General features: G+C 50.1%; 18 protein-coding genes. 15 read left to right on the top strand and 3 right to left on the bottom strand.

Annotated features, from left to right (window positions below; all coding sequences use genetic code 11):
• Positions 1–24: 24 nt before the first annotated feature.
• Complete coding sequence (locus EDC32_RS02070; protein ID WP_246026822.1) at positions 25–933, bottom strand: R2-like ligand-binding oxidase; 909 nt, start codon at positions 931–933, stop codon at positions 25–27.
• Positions 934–1,345: 412 nt separating this feature from the next.
• Between EDC32_RS02070 and EDC32_RS02075 the strand changes: the two genes are divergently transcribed.
• The 10 genes from EDC32_RS02075 (at position 1,346) to EDC32_RS02115 (ending at position 10,145) form a co-directional block, all read left to right on the top strand.
• A complete protein-coding gene (locus EDC32_RS02075) occupies positions 1,346–1,774 on the top strand; it encodes an RrF2 family transcriptional regulator (protein WP_132219823.1) in 429 nt (142 codons plus the stop codon).
• A 160-nt stretch (positions 1,775–1,934) separates the two neighbouring features.
• Positions 1,935–2,810: an AraC family transcriptional regulator gene (locus tag EDC32_RS02080; RefSeq protein ID WP_132219824.1), complete on the top strand. Its 876-nt coding sequence runs from the start codon at positions 1,935–1,937 to the stop codon at positions 2,808–2,810.
• The gene (locus EDC32_RS16200; RefSeq protein ID WP_158283188.1) at positions 2,807–2,983 is read left to right on the top strand and encodes a hypothetical protein; all 177 of its coding nucleotides are present in this window, start codon (positions 2,807–2,809) and stop codon (positions 2,981–2,983) included. The genes EDC32_RS02080 and EDC32_RS16200 overlap by 4 nt, the downstream gene beginning before the upstream one ends.
• Positions 2,984–3,040: 57 nt before the next feature.
• Complete coding sequence (gene rsgA, locus EDC32_RS02085) at positions 3,041–4,102, top strand: ribosome small subunit-dependent GTPase A (RefSeq protein ID WP_132219825.1); 1,062 nt, start codon at positions 3,041–3,043, stop codon at positions 4,100–4,102.
• A gap of 199 nt (positions 4,103–4,301) precedes the next feature.
• Positions 4,302–4,994 (top strand): copper homeostasis protein CutC, encoded by a 693-nt coding sequence (locus EDC32_RS02090; RefSeq protein WP_132219826.1) that lies wholly within the window; start codon positions 4,302–4,304, stop codon positions 4,992–4,994.
• Positions 4,995–5,196: 202 nt separating this feature from the next.
• Entirely contained in the window at positions 5,197–5,898 is a 702-nt protein-coding gene (locus tag EDC32_RS02095) for a response regulator transcription factor (protein WP_132219827.1), read from the top strand.
• Complete coding sequence (locus EDC32_RS02100; protein ID WP_132219828.1) at positions 5,895–6,899, top strand: sensor histidine kinase; 1,005 nt, start codon at positions 5,895–5,897, stop codon at positions 6,897–6,899. Before EDC32_RS02095 ends, EDC32_RS02100 begins: the two co-directional genes overlap by 4 nt.
• Before the next feature lie 85 nt (positions 6,900–6,984).
• The gene (locus EDC32_RS02105; protein WP_106343181.1) at positions 6,985–7,755 is read left to right on the top strand and encodes an ABC transporter ATP-binding protein; all 771 of its coding nucleotides are present in this window, start codon (positions 6,985–6,987) and stop codon (positions 7,753–7,755) included.
• Positions 7,730–9,622 (top strand): FtsX-like permease family protein, encoded by a 1,893-nt coding sequence (locus tag EDC32_RS02110; protein WP_158283189.1) that lies wholly within the window; start codon positions 7,730–7,732, stop codon positions 9,620–9,622. The genes EDC32_RS02105 and EDC32_RS02110 overlap by 26 nt, the downstream gene beginning before the upstream one ends.
• 82 nt (positions 9,623–9,704) lie before the next feature.
• Positions 9,705–10,145, top strand: coding sequence for a Dps family protein (locus EDC32_RS02115; RefSeq protein WP_022735771.1), 441 nt, complete (start codon positions 9,705–9,707; stop codon positions 10,143–10,145).
• 109 nt (positions 10,146–10,254) lie between these two features.
• Here EDC32_RS02115 and EDC32_RS16690 read toward each other — a convergent pair whose 3' ends face one another.
• A complete protein-coding gene (locus tag EDC32_RS16690) occupies positions 10,255–10,386 on the bottom strand; it encodes a hypothetical protein (RefSeq protein WP_022735772.1) in 132 nt (43 codons plus the stop codon).
• Positions 10,387–10,748: 362 nt separating this feature from the next.
• On the opposite strand from EDC32_RS16690, the gene EDC32_RS02120 reads away from it, so the two are divergent.
• The 3 genes from EDC32_RS02120 (at position 10,749) to EDC32_RS02130 (ending at position 15,525) form a co-directional block, all read left to right on the top strand.
• Complete coding sequence (locus EDC32_RS02120; protein WP_132219830.1) at positions 10,749–13,685, top strand: insulinase family protein; 2,937 nt, start codon at positions 10,749–10,751, stop codon at positions 13,683–13,685.
• Positions 13,686–13,835: 150 nt separating this feature from the next.
• A complete protein-coding gene (locus tag EDC32_RS02125; RefSeq protein WP_132220891.1) occupies positions 13,836–14,765 on the top strand; it encodes an ABC transporter ATP-binding protein in 930 nt (309 codons plus the stop codon).
• On the top strand, positions 14,758–15,525 hold the full coding sequence (locus tag EDC32_RS02130; protein ID WP_158283190.1) for an ABC transporter permease: 768 nt from the start codon (positions 14,758–14,760) through the stop codon (positions 15,523–15,525). The genes EDC32_RS02125 and EDC32_RS02130 overlap by 8 nt, the downstream gene beginning before the upstream one ends.
• A 291-nt stretch (positions 15,526–15,816) precedes the next feature.
• Here EDC32_RS02130 and EDC32_RS02135 read toward each other — a convergent pair whose 3' ends face one another.
• Positions 15,817–16,734 carry a sporulation protein gene (locus EDC32_RS02135; protein WP_158283191.1) on the bottom strand — a complete coding sequence of 306 codons (918 nt, stop codon included), beginning with the start codon at positions 16,732–16,734 and terminating at the stop codon, positions 15,817–15,819.
• A gap of 216 nt (positions 16,735–16,950) precedes the next feature.
• On the opposite strand from EDC32_RS02135, the gene EDC32_RS02140 reads away from it, so the two are divergent.
• On the top strand, positions 16,951–17,253 hold the full coding sequence (locus EDC32_RS02140) for a hypothetical protein (protein WP_132219833.1): 303 nt from the start codon (positions 16,951–16,953) through the stop codon (positions 17,251–17,253).
• Between the two features lie 119 nt (positions 17,254–17,372).
• A complete protein-coding gene (locus tag EDC32_RS02145; RefSeq protein ID WP_158283192.1) occupies positions 17,373–17,897 on the top strand; it encodes a PolC-type DNA polymerase III N-terminal domain-containing protein in 525 nt (174 codons plus the stop codon).
• Positions 17,898–18,254: the final 357 nt, after the last annotated feature.

Raw genomic sequence — 18,254 nt, forward strand, 5'->3', positions numbered from 1 at the left:
GAAAGCGTATGTGTCGACAGGGTGTTAAAGCGATTCCAGATTAAATTGGCGATAAATTTCTTCTAAGGATTTATCTTTGGCGCGGGCGATGATCTGTTTGCGAATGGCAAATTGCTTTTGAGAAAATGCGAAGCGTCTTTCTAATCCGACGCCAAATGCGTCAGGATAATTGGCGATCATGGTGGGTGTAGGCTGTTCTGCAGGGTTCCATTCGTCCATGCGTTGCATGATATATTCATAGAGATGGGGATGTTCTTGAATGAGACGGTGCAGAACATATGTGCCGTAACTGATGTGCCGGGATTCGTCTTTTTTGATCAGGCGGATGCCTTCCATCAAGCCTGGCATGAGCCCCCGCTTTTCAAGTGCTTGCTCAAAAAACCAATAACCGGTTTCCGCGCCAACGCCTTCAATCAACATGTTGTATAACACGGCAGCATCAGCGAATGCTTCGGGGGAGTCGTCAGTCAACAGCCGGTTCATGGTGCGAGTGAGGGTATTGCTATCCTGTTGGGCCGCATCTGTGTCATACAAGTAAAGCTTGGGTACGCCACGTCGATTTAGATAGGGGGTCAAATCTTCGGTGACACCGAGTGTATTGATGAAAAGGCGGAAAAACTCCGTATGTTTGGCTTCTTCAAACAAAAACGTGGTCAAATACATCTCTTCTTCCAATCTTCCTTCACGGGCTACAGCAATCAGAAGCGGTAGCAAATCGACCGTCACTGCTTCTTCCCCAGCCAAGAAATTAACAATCATCCCCAGGATCTCTCTTTTTTGCTCCCCAGTGAAATGACTCCAATCTTTGACATCCTGTGTCAGGTCGATATCTTCCGGATTCCAGGTGCCCAGTCGTTTGGCTTTTTGATACAGGCGGTAAGGAACAGACTGCATATCCAGTCCTTTGCTCAACGTAATAATATGTCGTGTCAAGGAAACCCCTCCAATCATGAAATATGAACCGGCGGGTCAGTCGGTGCCACCCATGCTACACCCATTGAAGAATGGGATCGAGTCTAATTTTATACCGAAAAATGCGATTTTTCTACCATTCCCTTCCGTTTGTGTGGCGAGTGGGAACGCGTTGCTTATATCGCATTCCGAGCGAGGCAATGGAAAGGGGGATTGACAAATTACAGATAATTATATAAAATTTAAATTGACAGATTAGAGATTGCCCTCATCGTTGCTATGGGTGAGGAAAATGGGATTTTGCACATCCAAAACCGACTATTCTGCTTGATTTTATAGAAAAAACGGTGCGTTGTCGGTCCATGTTTCTTTTTACCGACGATAGCTTAACATATCCGATCCCCACGACGCTGGAAGACGGAGGCTGATAGGCATGAAAATATCGACAAGAGGCGAATACGCATTGCGCGCGCTGATCATCTTGGGGCAAGAACCGGCGCGAGTGATGACGATTAGCGACCTTGCGGACAAAACGCTGGTGCCGACAAGTTATTTGGAACACATCTTATTGCAACTCAAACATCTGGGGTATGTGGTCAGCCGGCGTGGAAGTCGTGGCGGATACCGGATCAACCGGCCGCCGGATCAGATTGTGATCGGAGAGATCATCCGCCAGTTGGAAGGGCCGTTGGCACCAATGGGTTGCGTGAGTGTGACTGCTTATGAGTCATGTGAATTGGAATCGATGTGCTTGCTCAGACCCTTATGGATGTCCATCAGGGAAACCGTCGCAAATCTATTGGAGAAGACCACGTTGGAAGATCTGCTGCGCGGCAAAGTGCCTCAGGCGGCAAAAGGATAAATAAAACATGAACTTCCCTCTCGGGATGTTAAAGCCATGACCACTATGGTTATGGCTTTTTTATATTGGCCGGAGTGGGTACCCTTCATTTTTGTGCTTGAAAATGTCGGATGGTGCCAGCCGCATCTTGCTAATCTATTGATGAGGGGGTGAGGTGCTTGTGAACCTGCTGCAACATATGAATGCAGCGCTCAGCTATATTGAAGACCATCTCGCTGACGACATCGACTTTAAAGAAGTGTCCCGGCGGGCGATGTGTTCGGAGTACCATTTTAAACGGATGTTTTCTTTTCTCGCCGGTGTGACGTTGTCCGAATACATTCGGCGCAGACGGCTCACCCTGGCCGCATTTGAACTGAAGGATCGCGATGTGCGGATCATCGATATTGCGATCAAATACGGATACAGCTCTGCGGATGCGTTTGCGCGGGCGTTTCAAGCCATGCATGGTGTGACACCATCCGAAGCCAGAAACAATGGAAAGCCGTTGAAAGCTTTTCCGCGGATGACTTTTCAATTGACTGTCAAAGGGGGAAACGAAATGAATTATCGCATCGAGGAGAAAAGTGCGTTTCGCATTGTCGGCATCAAAAAAAGAGTTCCACTGATTTATCAAGGGGTTAATCCGGAAATTGCCTCCATGTGGGCCAGCTTGGATGAGGCGAAGATCACTCGGTTGAAAAATCTCAGCAATGTCGAGCCGGTTGGTTTGCTTAGCGCATCTACGAATTTTTCTGAAGGGAGAAAGGAGGGAGGGGAACTGGATCATTACATTGGCGTGGCAACGACGCAAGCGTGCCCGGAAGATTTGGAGCAGTTGGAAGTGCCTCCTTTGACCTGGGCGGTATTTGAAGCAGTCGGTCCCTTTCCAAATACATTGCAAGAGACATGGGGGCGCATCTTCTCCGAATGGTTCCCATCTTCCGATTATGAACTGGCTGAGGGGCCGGAAATGTTGTGGAACGAGCACAAAGATACTTCATCGCCCAAGTTTCGTAGCGAGATATGGATTCCGATTCAGAAAAAGCGCCAATGAATAGATGGGATGCCCGCAATGGCCAATATAAGGCCTTGCGGGCATCGTTGCTTATGTCGGATCATTTGAAATATAATAAAAGCAAGTTGCAAAAAGGAGTGGTGACGATGATTGTGATGAACAGCAAGCTGAACACGACAGGACAAGACGTGGAGAATCCTTTTTGCTGTTAGTGCGGACGGGGGTTCTCCATGATCTGCCGCAGATCCTGATGATAGGAGGACTCACCATTGAATAAATGGACATGGGGCTGGACCCCTGCCTTGGAGGAAGCATTTGATCGGATCAAAGAGGACGGGCTCGCAGTTGGGCGCGTGACCCTTCAGCATAAACGCTTGTATCGTTTGCAGACCGAATACGGGGAGCTATTGGCGGAATTGACTGGCAAATTCCGCTATGAGACAACGAGAGTGGAAGAGTATCCTGCCGTGGGCGATTGGGTGGTCATTCGACCACGAGTGGCGGAGGGCAGAGCCTCCATTGAGGCTGTTTTGCCTCGCTTTAGCAGGTTTTCCCGCAAAGTGGCTGGCCGGACATGGGAGGAACAGATTGTTGCCGCCAACGTCGATACGGTATTCTTGGTCAACGCGTTGAACCAAGATTTTAATGTGCGACGGATCGAGCGTTATCTTACCTTGGCCTGGGAAAGCGGTGCGCAGCCGGTGATTGTGTTGAACAAGGCGGATTTGTATCCTGACGTGATTGACAAGGTGGCGCAAGTCGAAGCGGTGGCCTTGGGTGTGCCGATTCATGTGGTAAGTGGCTTGACCGGCAAGGGATTGGATGAATTGATGGCGTATTTGCAACCGGGAAAAACAGTGGCCTTGCTTGGTTCCTCCGGAGTGGGCAAATCCACCTTGACCAATTGCTTTTTGGGGACGGAACAGCAAGAAGTGCAAGCGGTTCGCGCTGGGGACGACAAAGGGAAACATACAACCACCTATCGAGAATTGTTTCTCTTGCCGCAAGGGGGATGCCTGATCGACACGCCGGGTATGCGTGGAATCAAACTTGTCGACCAGGAACACGGTGTGCAAGAGACATTTGAGGAGATTGAGCAGTTGGCGCTCTCTTGCCGTTTCACCGATTGCCAGCATCAGGGTGAACCAGGTTGCGCAGTGGAGCTCGCGTTGGCCGAAGGGCGCTTGGCGCCGAAACGCCTTGCTAATTACCGGAAGTTGCTTCGGGAGTTGGCGTATTATGAGCGCAAAGAAAACCGGCAGCTGGCTCACGCGGAAAAAGAGATATGGAAGAAAAGAAGCAGACAAGCGAAGATACATGCGCGCAAGTGATTAATACGTATGCGGCGCCCAATCCGGCGGAACATAACCGGATTGGGCGCTTTTTTGCATTTCGTTTAAGCATTCGCTGGGGTGGTATGGTAAAATCTCTGTTATTGGAAAGGGCCTCTATCTCGTAAACGGTGGCGGTAAGCCCAGCCCGAACGTTAGAGGCGTATGGAAAAATGAAGAGATTGAGTGAGGGTAGGGCATGCGAATAGAAGTCATAGCAACAGACTTAACTGATGCCAAATTGGCGGATCAGCATGGAGCTGACCGGATTGAACTGGTTACAGGTATGGCGGAAGGGGGATTAACTCCCAGTTACGGGTTGATTGAGGAAGTAGTGCGTCGCGTCACAATTCCGGCTTATGTGATGATCCGACCCCACAGCCGTTCGTTTTGTTACAGTCAGGATGATCTGGACACGATGATTAAAGATATCCAAACCGTGAAACGCCTAGGCGCGCCAGGAGTGGTCTTGGGGGCGCTGACCAAGGAAAAGACCATTGATGAAACGGCGCTGTCACTTTTGCTTGAGGCGGCGGAAGGGTTAGACATCACTTTTCATCGCGCATTTGATGAGGTGGTCGATCAGGAAGCGGTGCTAAAGGTGTTGCTCCGCTATCCGCAAGTGACGAGGGTGTTGACTTCCGGCGGCAAGCGTAGCGCGCTTGATGCGGTTCCGCAGATGGCGAAGTTGGTGCGCTTGGCTGAGGGAACCCACCTGACCATTCTGGCGGGTAGTGGCTTGACCGTTGAGTCGTTGCCTGCATTTAGCGCGCAAACAGGGGTGAAGGAAGTTCATTTTGGCTCGGGGGTGCGAGTGGGCGGCAAGTCTTTGGCGCCGATTGATCCTGCCAAGCTGGAGGCATTAAAAGCAATAGCTGATTCAAGCATATAAAAGAAGCATAAAGAAAGGCGACAAGCGGTCGCAAACAAGGGCTCCCGCCGGCACAATCGCCGTGGGAGCCTTAACTGTTTGGTTTTCATAAAAACCGAAGAGAAAGGGGAGGCGGTTTGGTAAGTTGATTCATAGGGAATGGAAACAAAGCCGATCCTAATCCAAGGTCGGCTTTTTATGGTTACACAGAGGAGGAAAGCGCATGACGACCATCATGATTGTGGAAGATGACGAGAAAATTGCGACACTGTTGCAAGAACATCTTTTCCGCTACGGATACAAAGCTGAGCGCGTTACTGATTTTACTGCGGTACTGGATGTATTTCTGGATATCCAACCGCAATTGGTGTTGCTTGATGTCAACTTGCCTATGTATGACGGATATTACTGGTGTCGCCAAATCCGCCGCCACTCGACGTGCCCTATCTTGTTTATCTCTGCTAGAGAGGGGCAAATGGATCAGGTGATGGCCTTGGAAAACGGCGCCGACGATTACATAACCAAACCATTTCATTATGAAGTGGTGATCGCCAAGATTCGTAGCCATCTTCGCCGCGCCTACGGTGAATACGCGGGGGGCGGTGTAGAACGGCGGGTGGAAGTGAATGGATTGACTCTTTTCCCGGAACGGCTGGAGTTGGCGTGGCAGGGCAGGAAAGTGGAATTGGGAGGCAAAGAGGCTTTGTTGCTTGAAGCGTTATTGAAGCGGCCTGGGCGTGTGGCGACCAGGGATGTATTATTGGAAATCCTGTGGAATGAGCAAGCGTTTGTGGATGATAACACGCTGAATGTGTATATCAACCGTGTTCGCGGCAAACTGAAAGAACTCGGCATCACAGGCCTGATCGAAACCGTGCGGGGAACGGGTTACCGCTTGAAACCTCCCGGGGAGGAAGGGGCATGAGGCTGTTCATTAGGGAGCATGGCTCGCTCATCGCCTTTACCCTGCTCCAGTGGGTGGCACTGTTGGGATTGATTTGGCTGGCCGGTTATCGGTCGATTCGCATCTTGGGGTATGTTTGGCTGTTGGGCGTGGTTTCATTTGCCGCTTTTCTCACATTCTTTTATTTGCGGAGACGTAGTATGTATCGGCGCTTGTCCCAATCGCTTGCGTCAATGGAAGATGCCCTTGTCGATCATCAACCATCCACACCGGCGGCAGAAGCGTTCGCGCAGTTGCTTCATAATCAATACCGATTGTACCAAGACCGATTACATGCTTATGAACAGCGGCAACAACGCCATCTCACCTTTATCAACCAATGGGTTCACCAGATGAAAACGCCGCTGTCTGTTGCTGATTTGCTGTTGCAAGAGGAGGAGACGCTGGCGGTGGACAGTGTGCGGGAAGAGTTGGATCGCTTGCGTGCTGGTCTTCAGATGATTTTGTACACCTCGCGTTTGGAAGCATTTGAACAAGATTTTCGCATCGAATCCCTGCCGCTGTCCGAGTTGGTGCAACAAGTGATTAAGGAGAACAAACGGCTATTTATCAGCAAGCGCGTCTTCCCCCGGTTGACGTTGGCGCCGGAAGCCCGGGTGATGTCTGACGCGAAATGGCTTGGCTTCGTCTTGCAACAGTTGTTGACCAATGCGGTGCGGTATTCCAGTGGCCGTAGCGAGCAGTTGCACGTGTCTATCCAGCGCGCAGGGGGTGCTTGGGAACTCACCATCAAGGATGAGGGAGTAGGCATTCCGCCCGCAGACTTGCCGCGCGTATTTGAGCCGTATTACACAGGAGAAAACGGCAGAAAATACAAGGAATCCACCGGGATGGGGCTTTATCTGGTCCGGGAAATCTGCCGGAAGCTGGGGCATGCTGTGACGCTCCAATCTCAAGTGGGCGTAGGGACGAAAGTGACAATCACCTTTGGTCGGCGGCAACCTTACACAAATGTAAGATAGGATTAAGACAGATCCATAGCAAGGCTGCGCAAAACCCATTATTCTGTTTCAAGAGCAAACGGCTTTTGAAAGGGGTTGTGCAACGATGGAAATCGTGAAAGTATCAAATCTGAGCAAAACATATGGCGGGAGCATGCCATTCCGCGCCTTGAAAGATATCAACTTATCGATTGACAAAGGTGAATTCCTCGGGATCATGGGGCCTTCGGGCAGTGGGAAGACCACATTACTCAACATGATCTCGACCATCGACCATCCCAGTTCAGGCGAAGTCTGGATCAATGGGCAGAATCCGCATCAGTTGAAGAAAAACCAATTGGCCATGTTTCGGCGCCGAGAACTAGGTTTTGTGTTTCAGGATTTCAATCTGCTGGATACCTTGACCTTGGGGGAAAACATTGTCTTGCCGCTAACTTTGGATCGGTGTCCTGTTCCTGAAATGGATCGCAAGTTGGCGGAGATCGCCGCCAAGTTGGGAATCGACGCCATTCTGGACAAGCGCACGTATGAAGTGTCGGGCGGCCAGCGGCAACGAGCGGCCATTGCACGCGCGCTCATCCATTCCCCGTCCTTGGTGATGGCGGACGAACCCACGGGTAATCTTGATTCCAAAGCGTCGCGCGATGTGATGGAGACGCTGGAGCGCCTTAATCGCGATGAAGAAGCGACCATGATGATGGTAACGCATGATCCGATGGCGGCCAGCTACTGCGACCGGGTCATTTTCATCAAAGACGGCCAGCTTTACAATGAGATCCACCGCGGTGACAATCGAAAGGTGTTTTATCAGCAGATTATTGATGTGTTGGCATTGTTGGGAGGGAATGCGCATGAAATTCCATCAGTTCGCGTATAACAATGTCCGGCGCAATATCCGCACGTATAGCGCCTATTTGCTGAGTAGCACGTTTGCGGTGATGATTTTCTTCGTTTATGCCATGTTCATTTACCATCCGCAATTGGCAGATGGCTCTGTCAGCCGGATGGTTAAAATCGGCATGCAGGCGGCGGAATATGTCATATTCGGTTTTTCATTTTTGTTTTTACTTTATTCTGTGGGCGGATTTTTGAAGGCTCGCAAAAAAGAGTTTGGCTTGTTGGCAATGCTCGGCATGACGCGGATGCAGCTGAACCAACTCGTCTTTCTTGAGAATATGCTGATTGGCCTGTTATCCGTCGGGATGGGTGTGATGTTGGGCTTGCTGGTGGTGAAAGCTTTCTTTATTTTTGCCGCGTACGCGTTAGAAATGCCGGAACTACCATTTTACTGGCCGGCGGATGCGCTTAAGCTGACCATCTTGTCGTTCTTGTGCATGTTTGTGGTGATTTCGCTGATGACGCTGTTTTTTGTGCGCAATCAGCGGGTGATTGCATTGTTGCAGGGCGCGAACAAGCAAAAACCGGAACCGAAAGCGTCCATTTTCTTGGCGTTGGTGGTGTTTGCCTGCCTTGCTGGTGCGTATGGTATTGCGCTCACTAAGTTTTCCAGCGATACCATGTTGCTGATATTGGGATTGGCCATTGTCGGCACGTATTTCTTATTCACGCAATTGAGCGTGTTTGTCATCCGCTGGCTGAAGCGTCGCCGCAGTTTTTATCAGCGTGGTACCAATTTATTATGGTTGTCTGACTTGGCTTACCGCATGAAAGACAATGCGCGGATGTTGTTTTTGGTAACGATCGTGTCTGCTGTTGCGTTTACCGCAACAGGTACCTTCCTGTACTTCAAACAGCAGGCCCGGATGATGTTGGAAGTAAATCCGTATCCGTTCATTTATGTATCAAGTCCCGACAATCCAAAGGCTAACGCCGATTTGGCCCGGATTGACCGTGAATTGTCCCGAGAGCAGGTGCAGGCAGAGAGAATCACCCTTCCGGTTCGCTATTATATGCCCACACAAGGAGATAAAAGAGTGGCTATTATCCGCCAATCTGACTACAACCGCCTGGCTCGTCTGCTTGACCGGGACCCGATACATGTGCGCGGACAGGCGGGTTGGCTTTTGCGGTCAAAAGATAAAGAAAACGATTTGGAGGAAATGAAGCGCATCACCTTCAAAGAGAACGGCAACGTCTTTCACATTGATCGGTCGATCGTTGGCACTATTCTGCCTTACTCCCCAGGCGATTTGGTGGTTGCTGACACAGCATTTACCAAATTGACGAAACCGGCCAAACAAGAAATATTTACTTTCTATATTGTCGACAAATGGATGGGGCAGGAACCCAAAGCAGGTTCTGTGGAACATCGGGTGAGTGAAAAATTGGTAAGCATGTTTCCTTTCAGTGTAGAGGCGAAAGGGGAATTGTTGGAGCGGGCGACAGTATATCTGACATTTAAGCAATTTACCAGTGTGTCCATGTTTATCGGGATGTTTATTGTGTTTATCTTCTTCATGGCAGCAGGTAGTTTCTTGTATTTCCGCCTCTACGCCGACTTGGACCAAGACAGCAAACGGTATCAGGCTATCAGCAAGCTGGGGTTGACGGAACGTGAGCTGGCAAGAGCCAACACCGTGCAGATGGCGCTGTTGTTCTTCGTTCCCTTTATTGTGGCTGTGGTGCATTCGATCGTTGCGTTGATGGCATTGCAGGAAGATCTGCAAACGCCGGTGATCGGGCCGGCCACAGTCGGTATCGGCTCGTTTTTCTTGTTGCAGTTCGTATATTTCCTGATTGTGCGGAGCAGTTATTTAAAATCACTGAAACGCGTGTTAAGCTGATGTGTCTGTTGTTTCTCTCAAGATTTGTGGCGGAATGGGCCATACTATAGTCAGAATTAGCCACAATGAAAGAGGGATGGAAATGACGACGCAAGCAGTATATGACGTGCTAAACAAACAGGTTGCCAATTGGTCGGTGCTTTATGTCAAATTGCACAATTACCATTGGTTTGTCAAAGGGGATCAGTTCTTCGAACTGCATAAGAAGTTCGAGGAGTATTATACGGAGGCGGCCGGTTATATCGACGAGTTGGCCGAGCGCTTGCTGGCGATCGGCGGAAAACCGGTCGCCACGATGAAAGAATATCTCAGCTTAGCTTCCATCACGGAAGGGACGGGCAATGAAACCGCTGAGCAAATGGTGAATAACCTGATCACCGACTTTAACACCTTGGTGGATGAATTGAAACAAGGCATCGATATCGCGGATCAAGCCGGTGATGAATCTACTGCTGATATGTTGACGCACATTCGCACCAGCTTGGAAAAACATCTCTGGATGTTGAATGCATATATGGCATAACTGATGTGGTAGCTTGCAATCAAGTGGAGCACCAAATGCAATCCAGCCCCTCTGTTTTAAGAGGGGCTGGATTGCGTTTGGTGCAGTGGGATGAAAGAAATGCAAAGGTTTAATGGAGAATGGAGAGCAAAATCGCCAGTAAACTCGACGGTTGGTTTTGTTCGCTTTCGATGACGAAAGATAGACTCACCGCCAACATGGCAAACATGATGAGGCTATAGATGAGCAATATTTTTTTCAATGAAGAACCCTCCAAGATGATTGGCACAGATCAATATTCACCCATATTATATCACCCGATGCTTGTTGTTTTTAGTTGGAGAAGCGTCGCCATTTAAAATTTTTAAGTTGAGATCTCTTTCAACAATGGCGTATAAAAAAGCGTTGACTGTTGCGTCGCTGTTTGGCATGAAAAGCAATGCACTCTATTTTTTGATACCGCCCATACTCAGATCGCCCCTTTCTGTGTAAAAATGAGGGTAAGCAGTTATTCTGAAAGCCATCGAAACGGAACACATTCTATGGTTCAGTTGCCGGTTGATGCCGATGGCAGGCTTTGATTGCATCCGCCGGCTAGACGAAGAGTAAGGGAGAGAAGGGCTTATGACGGCAAAAAACTGGAAAAAGGGCGCACGTTTGCACGGTTTTGTCCTGCGCGATGAACAAAGGGTGGAAGCAATCGATGCCACTGCTAGGCTGTTTGAGCATGAAAAGACAGGTGCGAAGCTGTTGCAATTGGCGAATAGAGATCCCAACAAGGTGTTTGCAGTCAGTTTTAAAACATTGCCACAAGACGATACAGGGTTGACGCATATTTTGGAGCATTCCGTCTTGTGCGGTTCCCGTAAATATCCGGTGAAGCAACCATTCAAAGAGATGTTGAAAGGATCGTTGTCCACTTATCTCAATGCCTTGACTTTCTCAGACAAAACAGTGTATCCGGTGGCCAGCCGCAATTGGCGAGATTTTCTCAATTTGGTTTCGGTGTATGTGGATGCCGTGTTTTTTCCGAAGATTCATGAGACACCGGAAATCTTCTTACAGGAGGGATGGCATTACGCGTTATCTGCACCGTCTGATCCGTTGGCGATCAGCGGCGTCGTATACAATGAGATGAAAGGGGTTTATTCCTCCCCTGATTCGTTGTTGGGACGGACGGCCAAAATCATCTTGTATCCGGACACCCCTTACGGGTTTGATTCAGGAGGGAACCCGGACCGCATTCCTGATCTCTCATTATCACAATTTTTGATGTACCACCGCACCCATTACCATCCATCCAACAGTTATTTTTACTTGTATGGCGACGGTGAACTGGAGGAAGTGTTGCGATTGTTGCAAGAAGAAGCGCTCGCATCCTTTGGGAAACAAGTATTGACTCATCGTTCGTTGGTGCAACCGCCCTTTTCGTCTCCAGTGGAGAAAACGGTCGCCTATCCGGCGGCGAGCACTGCGGGGCGAACCATGTACAGTGCTTCCTATGCGGTCGGGGAAGCGACGGACCCCCTCCAGATGATGATGCTGACCCTGATGGCGTATGTCCTTTTTCACAGTCCGGCGTCTCCGTTGAAGCAGGCACTGTTGGATGCTGGCGTGGGCAAAGTGGTGTCCGGACAGATCGACCCTTCCATGCGCAAGCCGATGTTCAGCGTGTTTGTAAAACATGCGGAGTCGGGGGTATTGGATCTTTTCCGCCGCGTGTTGACGGACACACTACGTCGGTTAGTGGAGGATGGCATCGATCCTGACTTGCTACATGCGGGTATCAACTGGCTGGAAGTGACGTTAAGGGAGCCGGATCAAGGCGGCCCGGCTGGGCTCACTTATTTATTCAAAGCGATGAGCAGTTGGTTGCACGGCGGTGACCCGTTGGCCCATTTGCGCCATGATAAGACGCTTTCGGCCTTGCGTGCTCATGTGCAAAAAGGTGGCGGCGAACAATGGATTCAAAAGAACTTGTTGGATAACCATCATGCTGCGTTCTTAACGTTGGAGCCCAGTGTGACACTGGCAGAAGAGAGGGAGCGGCAACACAGGCAGAAGCTTGCGCGGATCAAAGATACTTTGTCGGCGGCGGATATCAAGCGGCTCATCGAGCAAACTCAGCGGTTGCAAGCGAGGCAGCAGGCGGCCGATCCGGCGGAAGCCTTGGCATGCTTACCCTTATTGAGCTTAAATGAACTCCCGGCTCATCCGAACCCCATCCCGTTGGAGCAAACCGCTGTGCAAGGGGTTCCTGTTTTGTTCACGCCGCATGACACCAAAGGCATCCATTATCTCCAACTCTCGTTTGACACGAAAGCGGTACCGGAAGAGCATTTCCCCTATATCGCGCTCTTGGCTTATGTGCTGGGAAAAATGGGCACCAAGCGATACACCTACGGTCAATTGGCCAATGCCGTTCACCTGTTGACCGGCGGTTTGCAATGCAAGGTGCAGACGTACCAGCAAACACAATCGGCGCCGACGGTTGCGACGGTGTTTCATGTCAATGTGAAGCTCTTGTCCCACCAATGGCCGACACTCCCAAATCTGTTACATGAAATTTTGAGTTTGACCCACTTTACCGATCATGGGCGCTTGTTGCAATTGATCAGGGAGTTTAAAGCGCAACGGGAGACACTGCTTTTGCGTAGTGGCCACCAATTTGCAGTGATGCGCCTCGCTTCCTCGCTGTCGGACAAAGGACGGTGCGATGAGCTGTTGCACGGCATCGGTTTGCATCGTTTCTTGAGCCGGTTGGAACGGGAGTTTGCGCAACGGGCTGACGAAATTGCCAAGCGGTTGCAACAGACTGCGCGCTTGATTTTCCGGCGCGACGCGCTAACTGTGCATCGGGTGGCGGCGGAAGGGGAAGCTGGAGAGCATCTGCCGCGTTTTTTGGAACAGTGGGTGCCGACCCTTGGGATGGAGGCGGCTACTCCGCAAGTGCACCAGCAAGCGCATCGGGTGGTAAACCACAAACAAGACGAGGCATTTTTCGGCCCAGGACGGGTGCAGTATGTGGCCAAGGGAGGCGGGTTGTTCACGGCCGGCGGACGCTATGAAGGGCGGTGGATGGTGCTAAAAACGTTGTTAGAGACGGAGTATTTGTGGAATCGGATTCGGGTACGGGGAGGGGCGTATGGCGCAATGTGCAGTTTGAGCCGCACGGGTGCGCTTGCATTCGTCTCCTATCGAGATCCAAATCTGACAGAGACTTTGCAGGTGTATCAAGAGATTCCGGCTTATTTGCGGCGGTTGAACCCCAGTCGGGAAGAATGGCACCGCCTGCTGATCGGCACTCTCCGTAAGTTAGACCCTGCCCGTTCTGCCAGCCAAAAGGGCGAGGCGGCACTGATGCGCCATTTCAGCGGAATCACGGAGGAGATGGTGCGGGAAGAATGGGAGCAGGTATTGCAGACGAATGTCAATGATGTGCGGGAATTGGCGCCAGTAGTAGAAGCAGTGTTAAAAGAGGGGGCGGCCTGCGTCATTGGCGGTGAAGGGAAGATTAAAGCCCACGCGGACTTGTTTGACCGGATTGAGCCGCTTATTTGATAGCGGTCAAGATCTTCTCTCATTGAATATGAAAGAACCTGATTGTACCGATTTTGAAAGATTTGTCTTGATAATATTTGTTATTTTCCTGTAGGGTTGATGATGGAGGTCGTGGACAAAGGAGTGGAAACAAAAGTGAAAGGTGACAACATGCCGACGACTCCGGTGCTTCGCATACGAGACTTAACCAAAACCATCGGTAAACGAACCATCATCGACCGCGTTTCGTTTGATGTGAATCCAGGTGAGGTTTTTGGTCTGTTGGGCCCCAACGGAGCGGGAAAAACGACGATCATCCGCATGATTGTCGGGTTGATGGCCGCGACTGAAGGGGAAGTGTTCATCAACGGAGTCAGTCTGCAAAAACAGTTTGAAGAAGCGATTCAACATGTAGGAGCGATTGTGGAGAATCCGGAGCTGTACAAGTTTATGACTGGCTATCAAAACCTCTTGCATTTTGCCAATATGGTGGAAGGGGTCTCTCCAGAATGGATCGAAGAAGTGATCGCGCTGGTGAGGCTGGACGAACGGATTGATGAACCGGTCAAAACGTACTCGCTGGGTATGCGGCAACGGCTGGGTGTGGCACAAGCGATTTTGCATCGGCCATCGCTGTTGATTTTGGATGAACCGACCAACGGGTTGGATCCCGCTGGCATTCGCGAGTTGCGCGACTACTTGAGGTGGTTGGCCCAGTCAGAAGGGATTGCGGTCTTGGTTTCCAGCCACCTATTGTCTGAAATGGAGTTAATGTGTGACCGAGTCGCGATTATTCAGCATGGCCGGTTGATTGATGTGAAAAAAGTGGATGAGTGGGGAACGGAGCAGACAGGCGCCATGCCGGTGGAATTTGAAGTGGACCGTTTGGACCGTGTGGCGGATGTGCTTTGCCAATTAGGTTGGTCACAACCGTGGACGGAAGCGCCGCGCGGGTTCGCTATGGAATTGGAACGAGCCCAGATCGCCGATCTCAATGCCGCACTGGTGGCCAACGGTGTAAAAGTATATGCCATCAAGGCTCTGGAAAAACGGTTGGAGGACCGTTTCCTGGAGATCACGGGAGGTGAGACGGTTGGGTAAGTTTGTACGGTTGGTCAAAAATGAGTGGCTCAAAGTATTTGTGCGACCCCGGACTGCGGTCTTGCTGGCAACCCTGATCGCCTTGGTTTTTGGGACAGCCCTGTTTTTGGCATATGTGGCTTCTGCATCCCAAGTTGGTTCCGACCTGTGGGGGTTTGCGTATCAATGTAGTTATCTGCTTATCTTGCCGTTGGTTTTGTCGATGATTGTTGCCGGGGATATCGTTTCCAGTGAGTTCAATTGGGGAACAATCAAGCTGTTGCTCATTCGCCCCGCCAACCGGACCAAAATCTTGTACGCCAAGTATGCGGCCGCGGTGTTGTTCAGCGTGTTTTGTCTTGTTTTATTTTTTGTCGCGAGTTTATTGTTCGGTTTAGTCTTTTTCGGATGGGGTCCCCTCGATCAGATCGGTGGTCAGATCCTGGCTGAGTATGGATATTATTTGATTGAAACGGTGATGATGGTAACTTTGGCCTTTGCTGTTTCCACCGTCTCCCGCAGCAGTTCATTGGGAATCGGCTTGAGCATATTCCTGAAGTTCATTGGTATGTTCTTGGTGGGAATCCTCCAATCATTTGAGATGGAATGGGGTAAATACCTGTTGGCGGCCAATCTGGACCTGGGGCAGTATGAGGCGGGACAGCCGATCCCGTTCCCGGGGATGAGCGTCGGTTTTTCTGTCGTCATCTTGGTACTGCATTTTTTATTGTTTCATGCAGTGGCTTGGGTGTCTTTTACCAAGCGGGACGTGGCTGTGTAATACAAAACGACTGTTCTCCGGGCAGGGGAATGGTCGTTTGTTTTGTGACAGGGGAATCTTTGGTTTTTCCGAAAAACAAGAAGGAATTTATAGTATTGTTAATCAATTTATAAAAGATATGTTGTTTTTGGGGATGCATGCGGATGGTCAAACATCGTTGTCACAAATGCCTTGGCAAACATGGTTCAAGTCATTTGCAACAAGGACAAGCCTGAGAACGGATCAATCGGAGAACCGCCGTAAACGGAAGCCGTGATCGGGCCGGCAACAAGGCTTCCGTGGCGTTACTCTCTAATCGATTTCCTCTTCTGCTGAAAAAGCGAACAAGCCGTCTTTATCTGCTTCCGAGCCGTCCGTAAGAGCGTCTTCAAACAAATCCTCCAACAGTTCGGTTGCAAGCCAACCCGCCGCAAAGCCGCCAATCGCTCCCGTAGACCGGGACCACTTTTGATGGTAGTTGTGGTAAAACGTTTTTTTGTCATGCGCAAATGATAAAGGGGAGGAAATCATTTCGGCAATGATTTGCTTCAGCTGATCGGTCAACTCTGAGCCCTGTTCCAATAGACGATTGTCCAGGTAGATGTCTCGTTTGACCTCTTTTTTGGACATAAATGAAGGGATATCTACTTCAATCAACATATGGATGCTCTCATCCTCTATTTTGGCGACAAACTCAAGCTCTTTGATGTCGCCGCAAAATAGGGAGGTGGGTGCGAACTTGAACTCTTGCAAATGCCCGTCGAAGGAGCGCGAGCTGTACTTTTCGGTGAATCCGAGTTCAGACAGGGCGGCAAACACCTGCTTCAATCGAGGAGGAGCTTGAATGATGACGGGATCATGGTCTTTATGGTCAATCGCTTCAGCGATGTCCAAATGGGTGATAAAGGTGTAAGAGATAGCGTGGCCCGACAGCAAGAGATTGGTGGGTAAGGAATAAGTAAAAGGCAACACTTTCTGTTTCCCAGGTTGGATGGTGAACGCCTCGTGGAAAGGGAAACGTTCAATCAGATGAGTGAAAATTTGTTCTTTGCCATGGAGTTGAACCACAAAATCAATATCGATTTTGTTGATTTCCTGCGCAACAGCCCCACCAAGTATCATTAATTCTCCGTGGATCGTTTCACCTGAAGCATATTCTTCTTTATCGAGAATAAGATCAACTTTGGCTCCGCCTTTGCCGAGTTTGGCCATAAATTTTTTGAATACCATGGGTCTGTCTCCTTTTTTTAAATAAATATACCTGATTATTCCGCTGTTAAAACCGATTGCTTGATGTGCTCTTGCACAAGCGCTGATGGTTTGGCAAAGCATTGGCCTTACGCATGACGGAATAATGCTGAATCTTATGAATTTGCCGATGGTTGATCTTTGATGAGAGAGTTGACCGGGCATCATTCTCTGATTCGGATCAAGGAGGGACGCAGGATGGGAAGTTTCATGCACGAGAGGCAGGAGAGATTGAGAGAAGAAGTACAAAGCCGGAAGTTGATGCGAGTTGCACCGGTGGGTCGGGAGAAACGCGATGTCGAATGGTCATTAAAACAGCTAGGGATGGATTGTATGTGGGAAAAATCGCAAACCGGAGCGCACACGGTTTCTGTGTATGGAGAATTGACCCGCCAGACGGGGCGGATGGTTGTGATTTATGACAAGCACAACCGGGTGAGCGAGTGTCATGCATTTCATCCGTGCCATGTGGATGAGATCGAGTGGGTAAAAAGATCGTAGCATTCCGCCCTTTGTGGGCGGTTTTTTTCATGGCTGGGTAGAGGGTGTGGGCGTGTTCTGGTTACGGCATGCGAACATCTGTTAGAATGAAAATAAGAAGCGCTTATGGAGGGATGAGAATGGACCAAGGGCGCAAAGCATTGCGGCAATTGTTTACGGAAGTGGGATTGCCGCCGGAATGGTTGGAACGCGAATTGGCTCATGCCCGCATCAAAGAAGTGCGGGTGGATCAGGCCAAGCGGACGTGGCACGTGCACCTCCACGCGGGGGAACCGCTTGAGCCGGAGATATGGCAAACCTTGCAACAGCGCGTGAGACAGCACTTTGAACCGGAAGTGAAGGTCTCTTTTTTTTTTCAGTATGACCGTTTAAACCATGAGGTCATCTTGGCCAAATACCGGTTTTGGATTCAAAAATGGATCGAACAAGCGCACACGCCTGCTGCGGCGACTTGGTTCGGGCAAGCTGAATGGCGAGTGGAACGGCAACAGATCGAAGTGGTGTTTGCCAATCCGGCCGTATGGCAGATGGCCCGGGAGCGTGAGTTGGATTCGCTCATCGCCAAGTACTATCGCCGCATCACCGGTCAAGAGGTGCCCGTGCGCCTGACTTTCCGAGGGGAAAGCGGAAACGACCACCCGTGAGTAGCTTACCGGGTAGCGTCGTGTTTTCGCTTCTTGAGGGCAGCAGAAACACCGAAAAGATGTGTCACGACCATGTGTTTTTGGGAATAGAGTTAGGGGGAGCAACTACATTGTAATAAGACCACCCGTGCATTCTCCTTAAAAACGTGGCTTACACCAAAGGACAAGTGGTCAGATCATTTTCATTTGTTATGTGGCTTTTCAAACATCATCATGGTTCAGGTGACGACCCGATGGAGACAATCCTATGCACGGACCAAATGAGTCGGAGGCTTACTTTTCTTGAAACGACATGGATTGACAAAAGGACAAGCCCCCCAAGTGCAGGAATGAGGTGTACCTGCCAATCAGAACGGT

The sequence above is a fragment of the Laceyella sacchari genome, from assembly GCF_004343255.1.
GTDB lineage: Bacteria > Bacillota > Bacilli > Thermoactinomycetales > Thermoactinomycetaceae > Laceyella > Laceyella sacchari.

Bases quoted from the DNA above. Each gene is read 5' to 3' on its own strand.
- EDC32_RS02075 (WP_132219823.1), top strand. From the start codon at position 1,346: ATGAAAATATCGACAAGAGGCGAATACGCATTGCGCGCGCTGATCATC.
- EDC32_RS16200 (WP_158283188.1), top strand. From the start codon at position 2,807: ATGAATAGATGGGATGCCCGCAATGGCCAATATAAGGCCTTGCGGGCA.
- EDC32_RS02090 (WP_132219826.1), top strand. From the start codon at position 4,302: ATGCGAATAGAAGTCATAGCAACAGACTTAACTGATGCCAAATTGGCG.
- EDC32_RS02095 (WP_132219827.1), top strand. From the start codon at position 5,197: ATGACGACCATCATGATTGTGGAAGATGACGAGAAAATTGCGACACTG.
- EDC32_RS02100 (WP_132219828.1), top strand. From the start codon at position 5,895: ATGAGGCTGTTCATTAGGGAGCATGGCTCGCTCATCGCCTTTACCCTG.
- EDC32_RS02105 (WP_106343181.1), top strand. From the start codon at position 6,985: ATGGAAATCGTGAAAGTATCAAATCTGAGCAAAACATATGGCGGGAGC.
- EDC32_RS02110 (WP_158283189.1), top strand. From the start codon at position 7,730: ATGAAATTCCATCAGTTCGCGTATAACAATGTCCGGCGCAATATCCGC.
- EDC32_RS02115 (WP_022735771.1), top strand. From the start codon at position 9,705: ATGACGACGCAAGCAGTATATGACGTGCTAAACAAACAGGTTGCCAAT.
- EDC32_RS02120 (WP_132219830.1), top strand. From the start codon at position 10,749: ATGACGGCAAAAAACTGGAAAAAGGGCGCACGTTTGCACGGTTTTGTC.
- EDC32_RS02125 (WP_132220891.1), top strand. From the start codon at position 13,836: ATGCCGACGACTCCGGTGCTTCGCATACGAGACTTAACCAAAACCATC.
- EDC32_RS02135 (WP_158283191.1), bottom strand. From the start codon at position 16,734: ATGGTATTCAAAAAATTTATGGCCAAACTCGGCAAAGGCGGAGCCAAA.
- EDC32_RS02140 (WP_132219833.1), top strand. From the start codon at position 16,951: ATGGGAAGTTTCATGCACGAGAGGCAGGAGAGATTGAGAGAAGAAGTA.
- EDC32_RS02145 (WP_158283192.1), top strand. From the start codon at position 17,373: ATGGACCAAGGGCGCAAAGCATTGCGGCAATTGTTTACGGAAGTGGGA.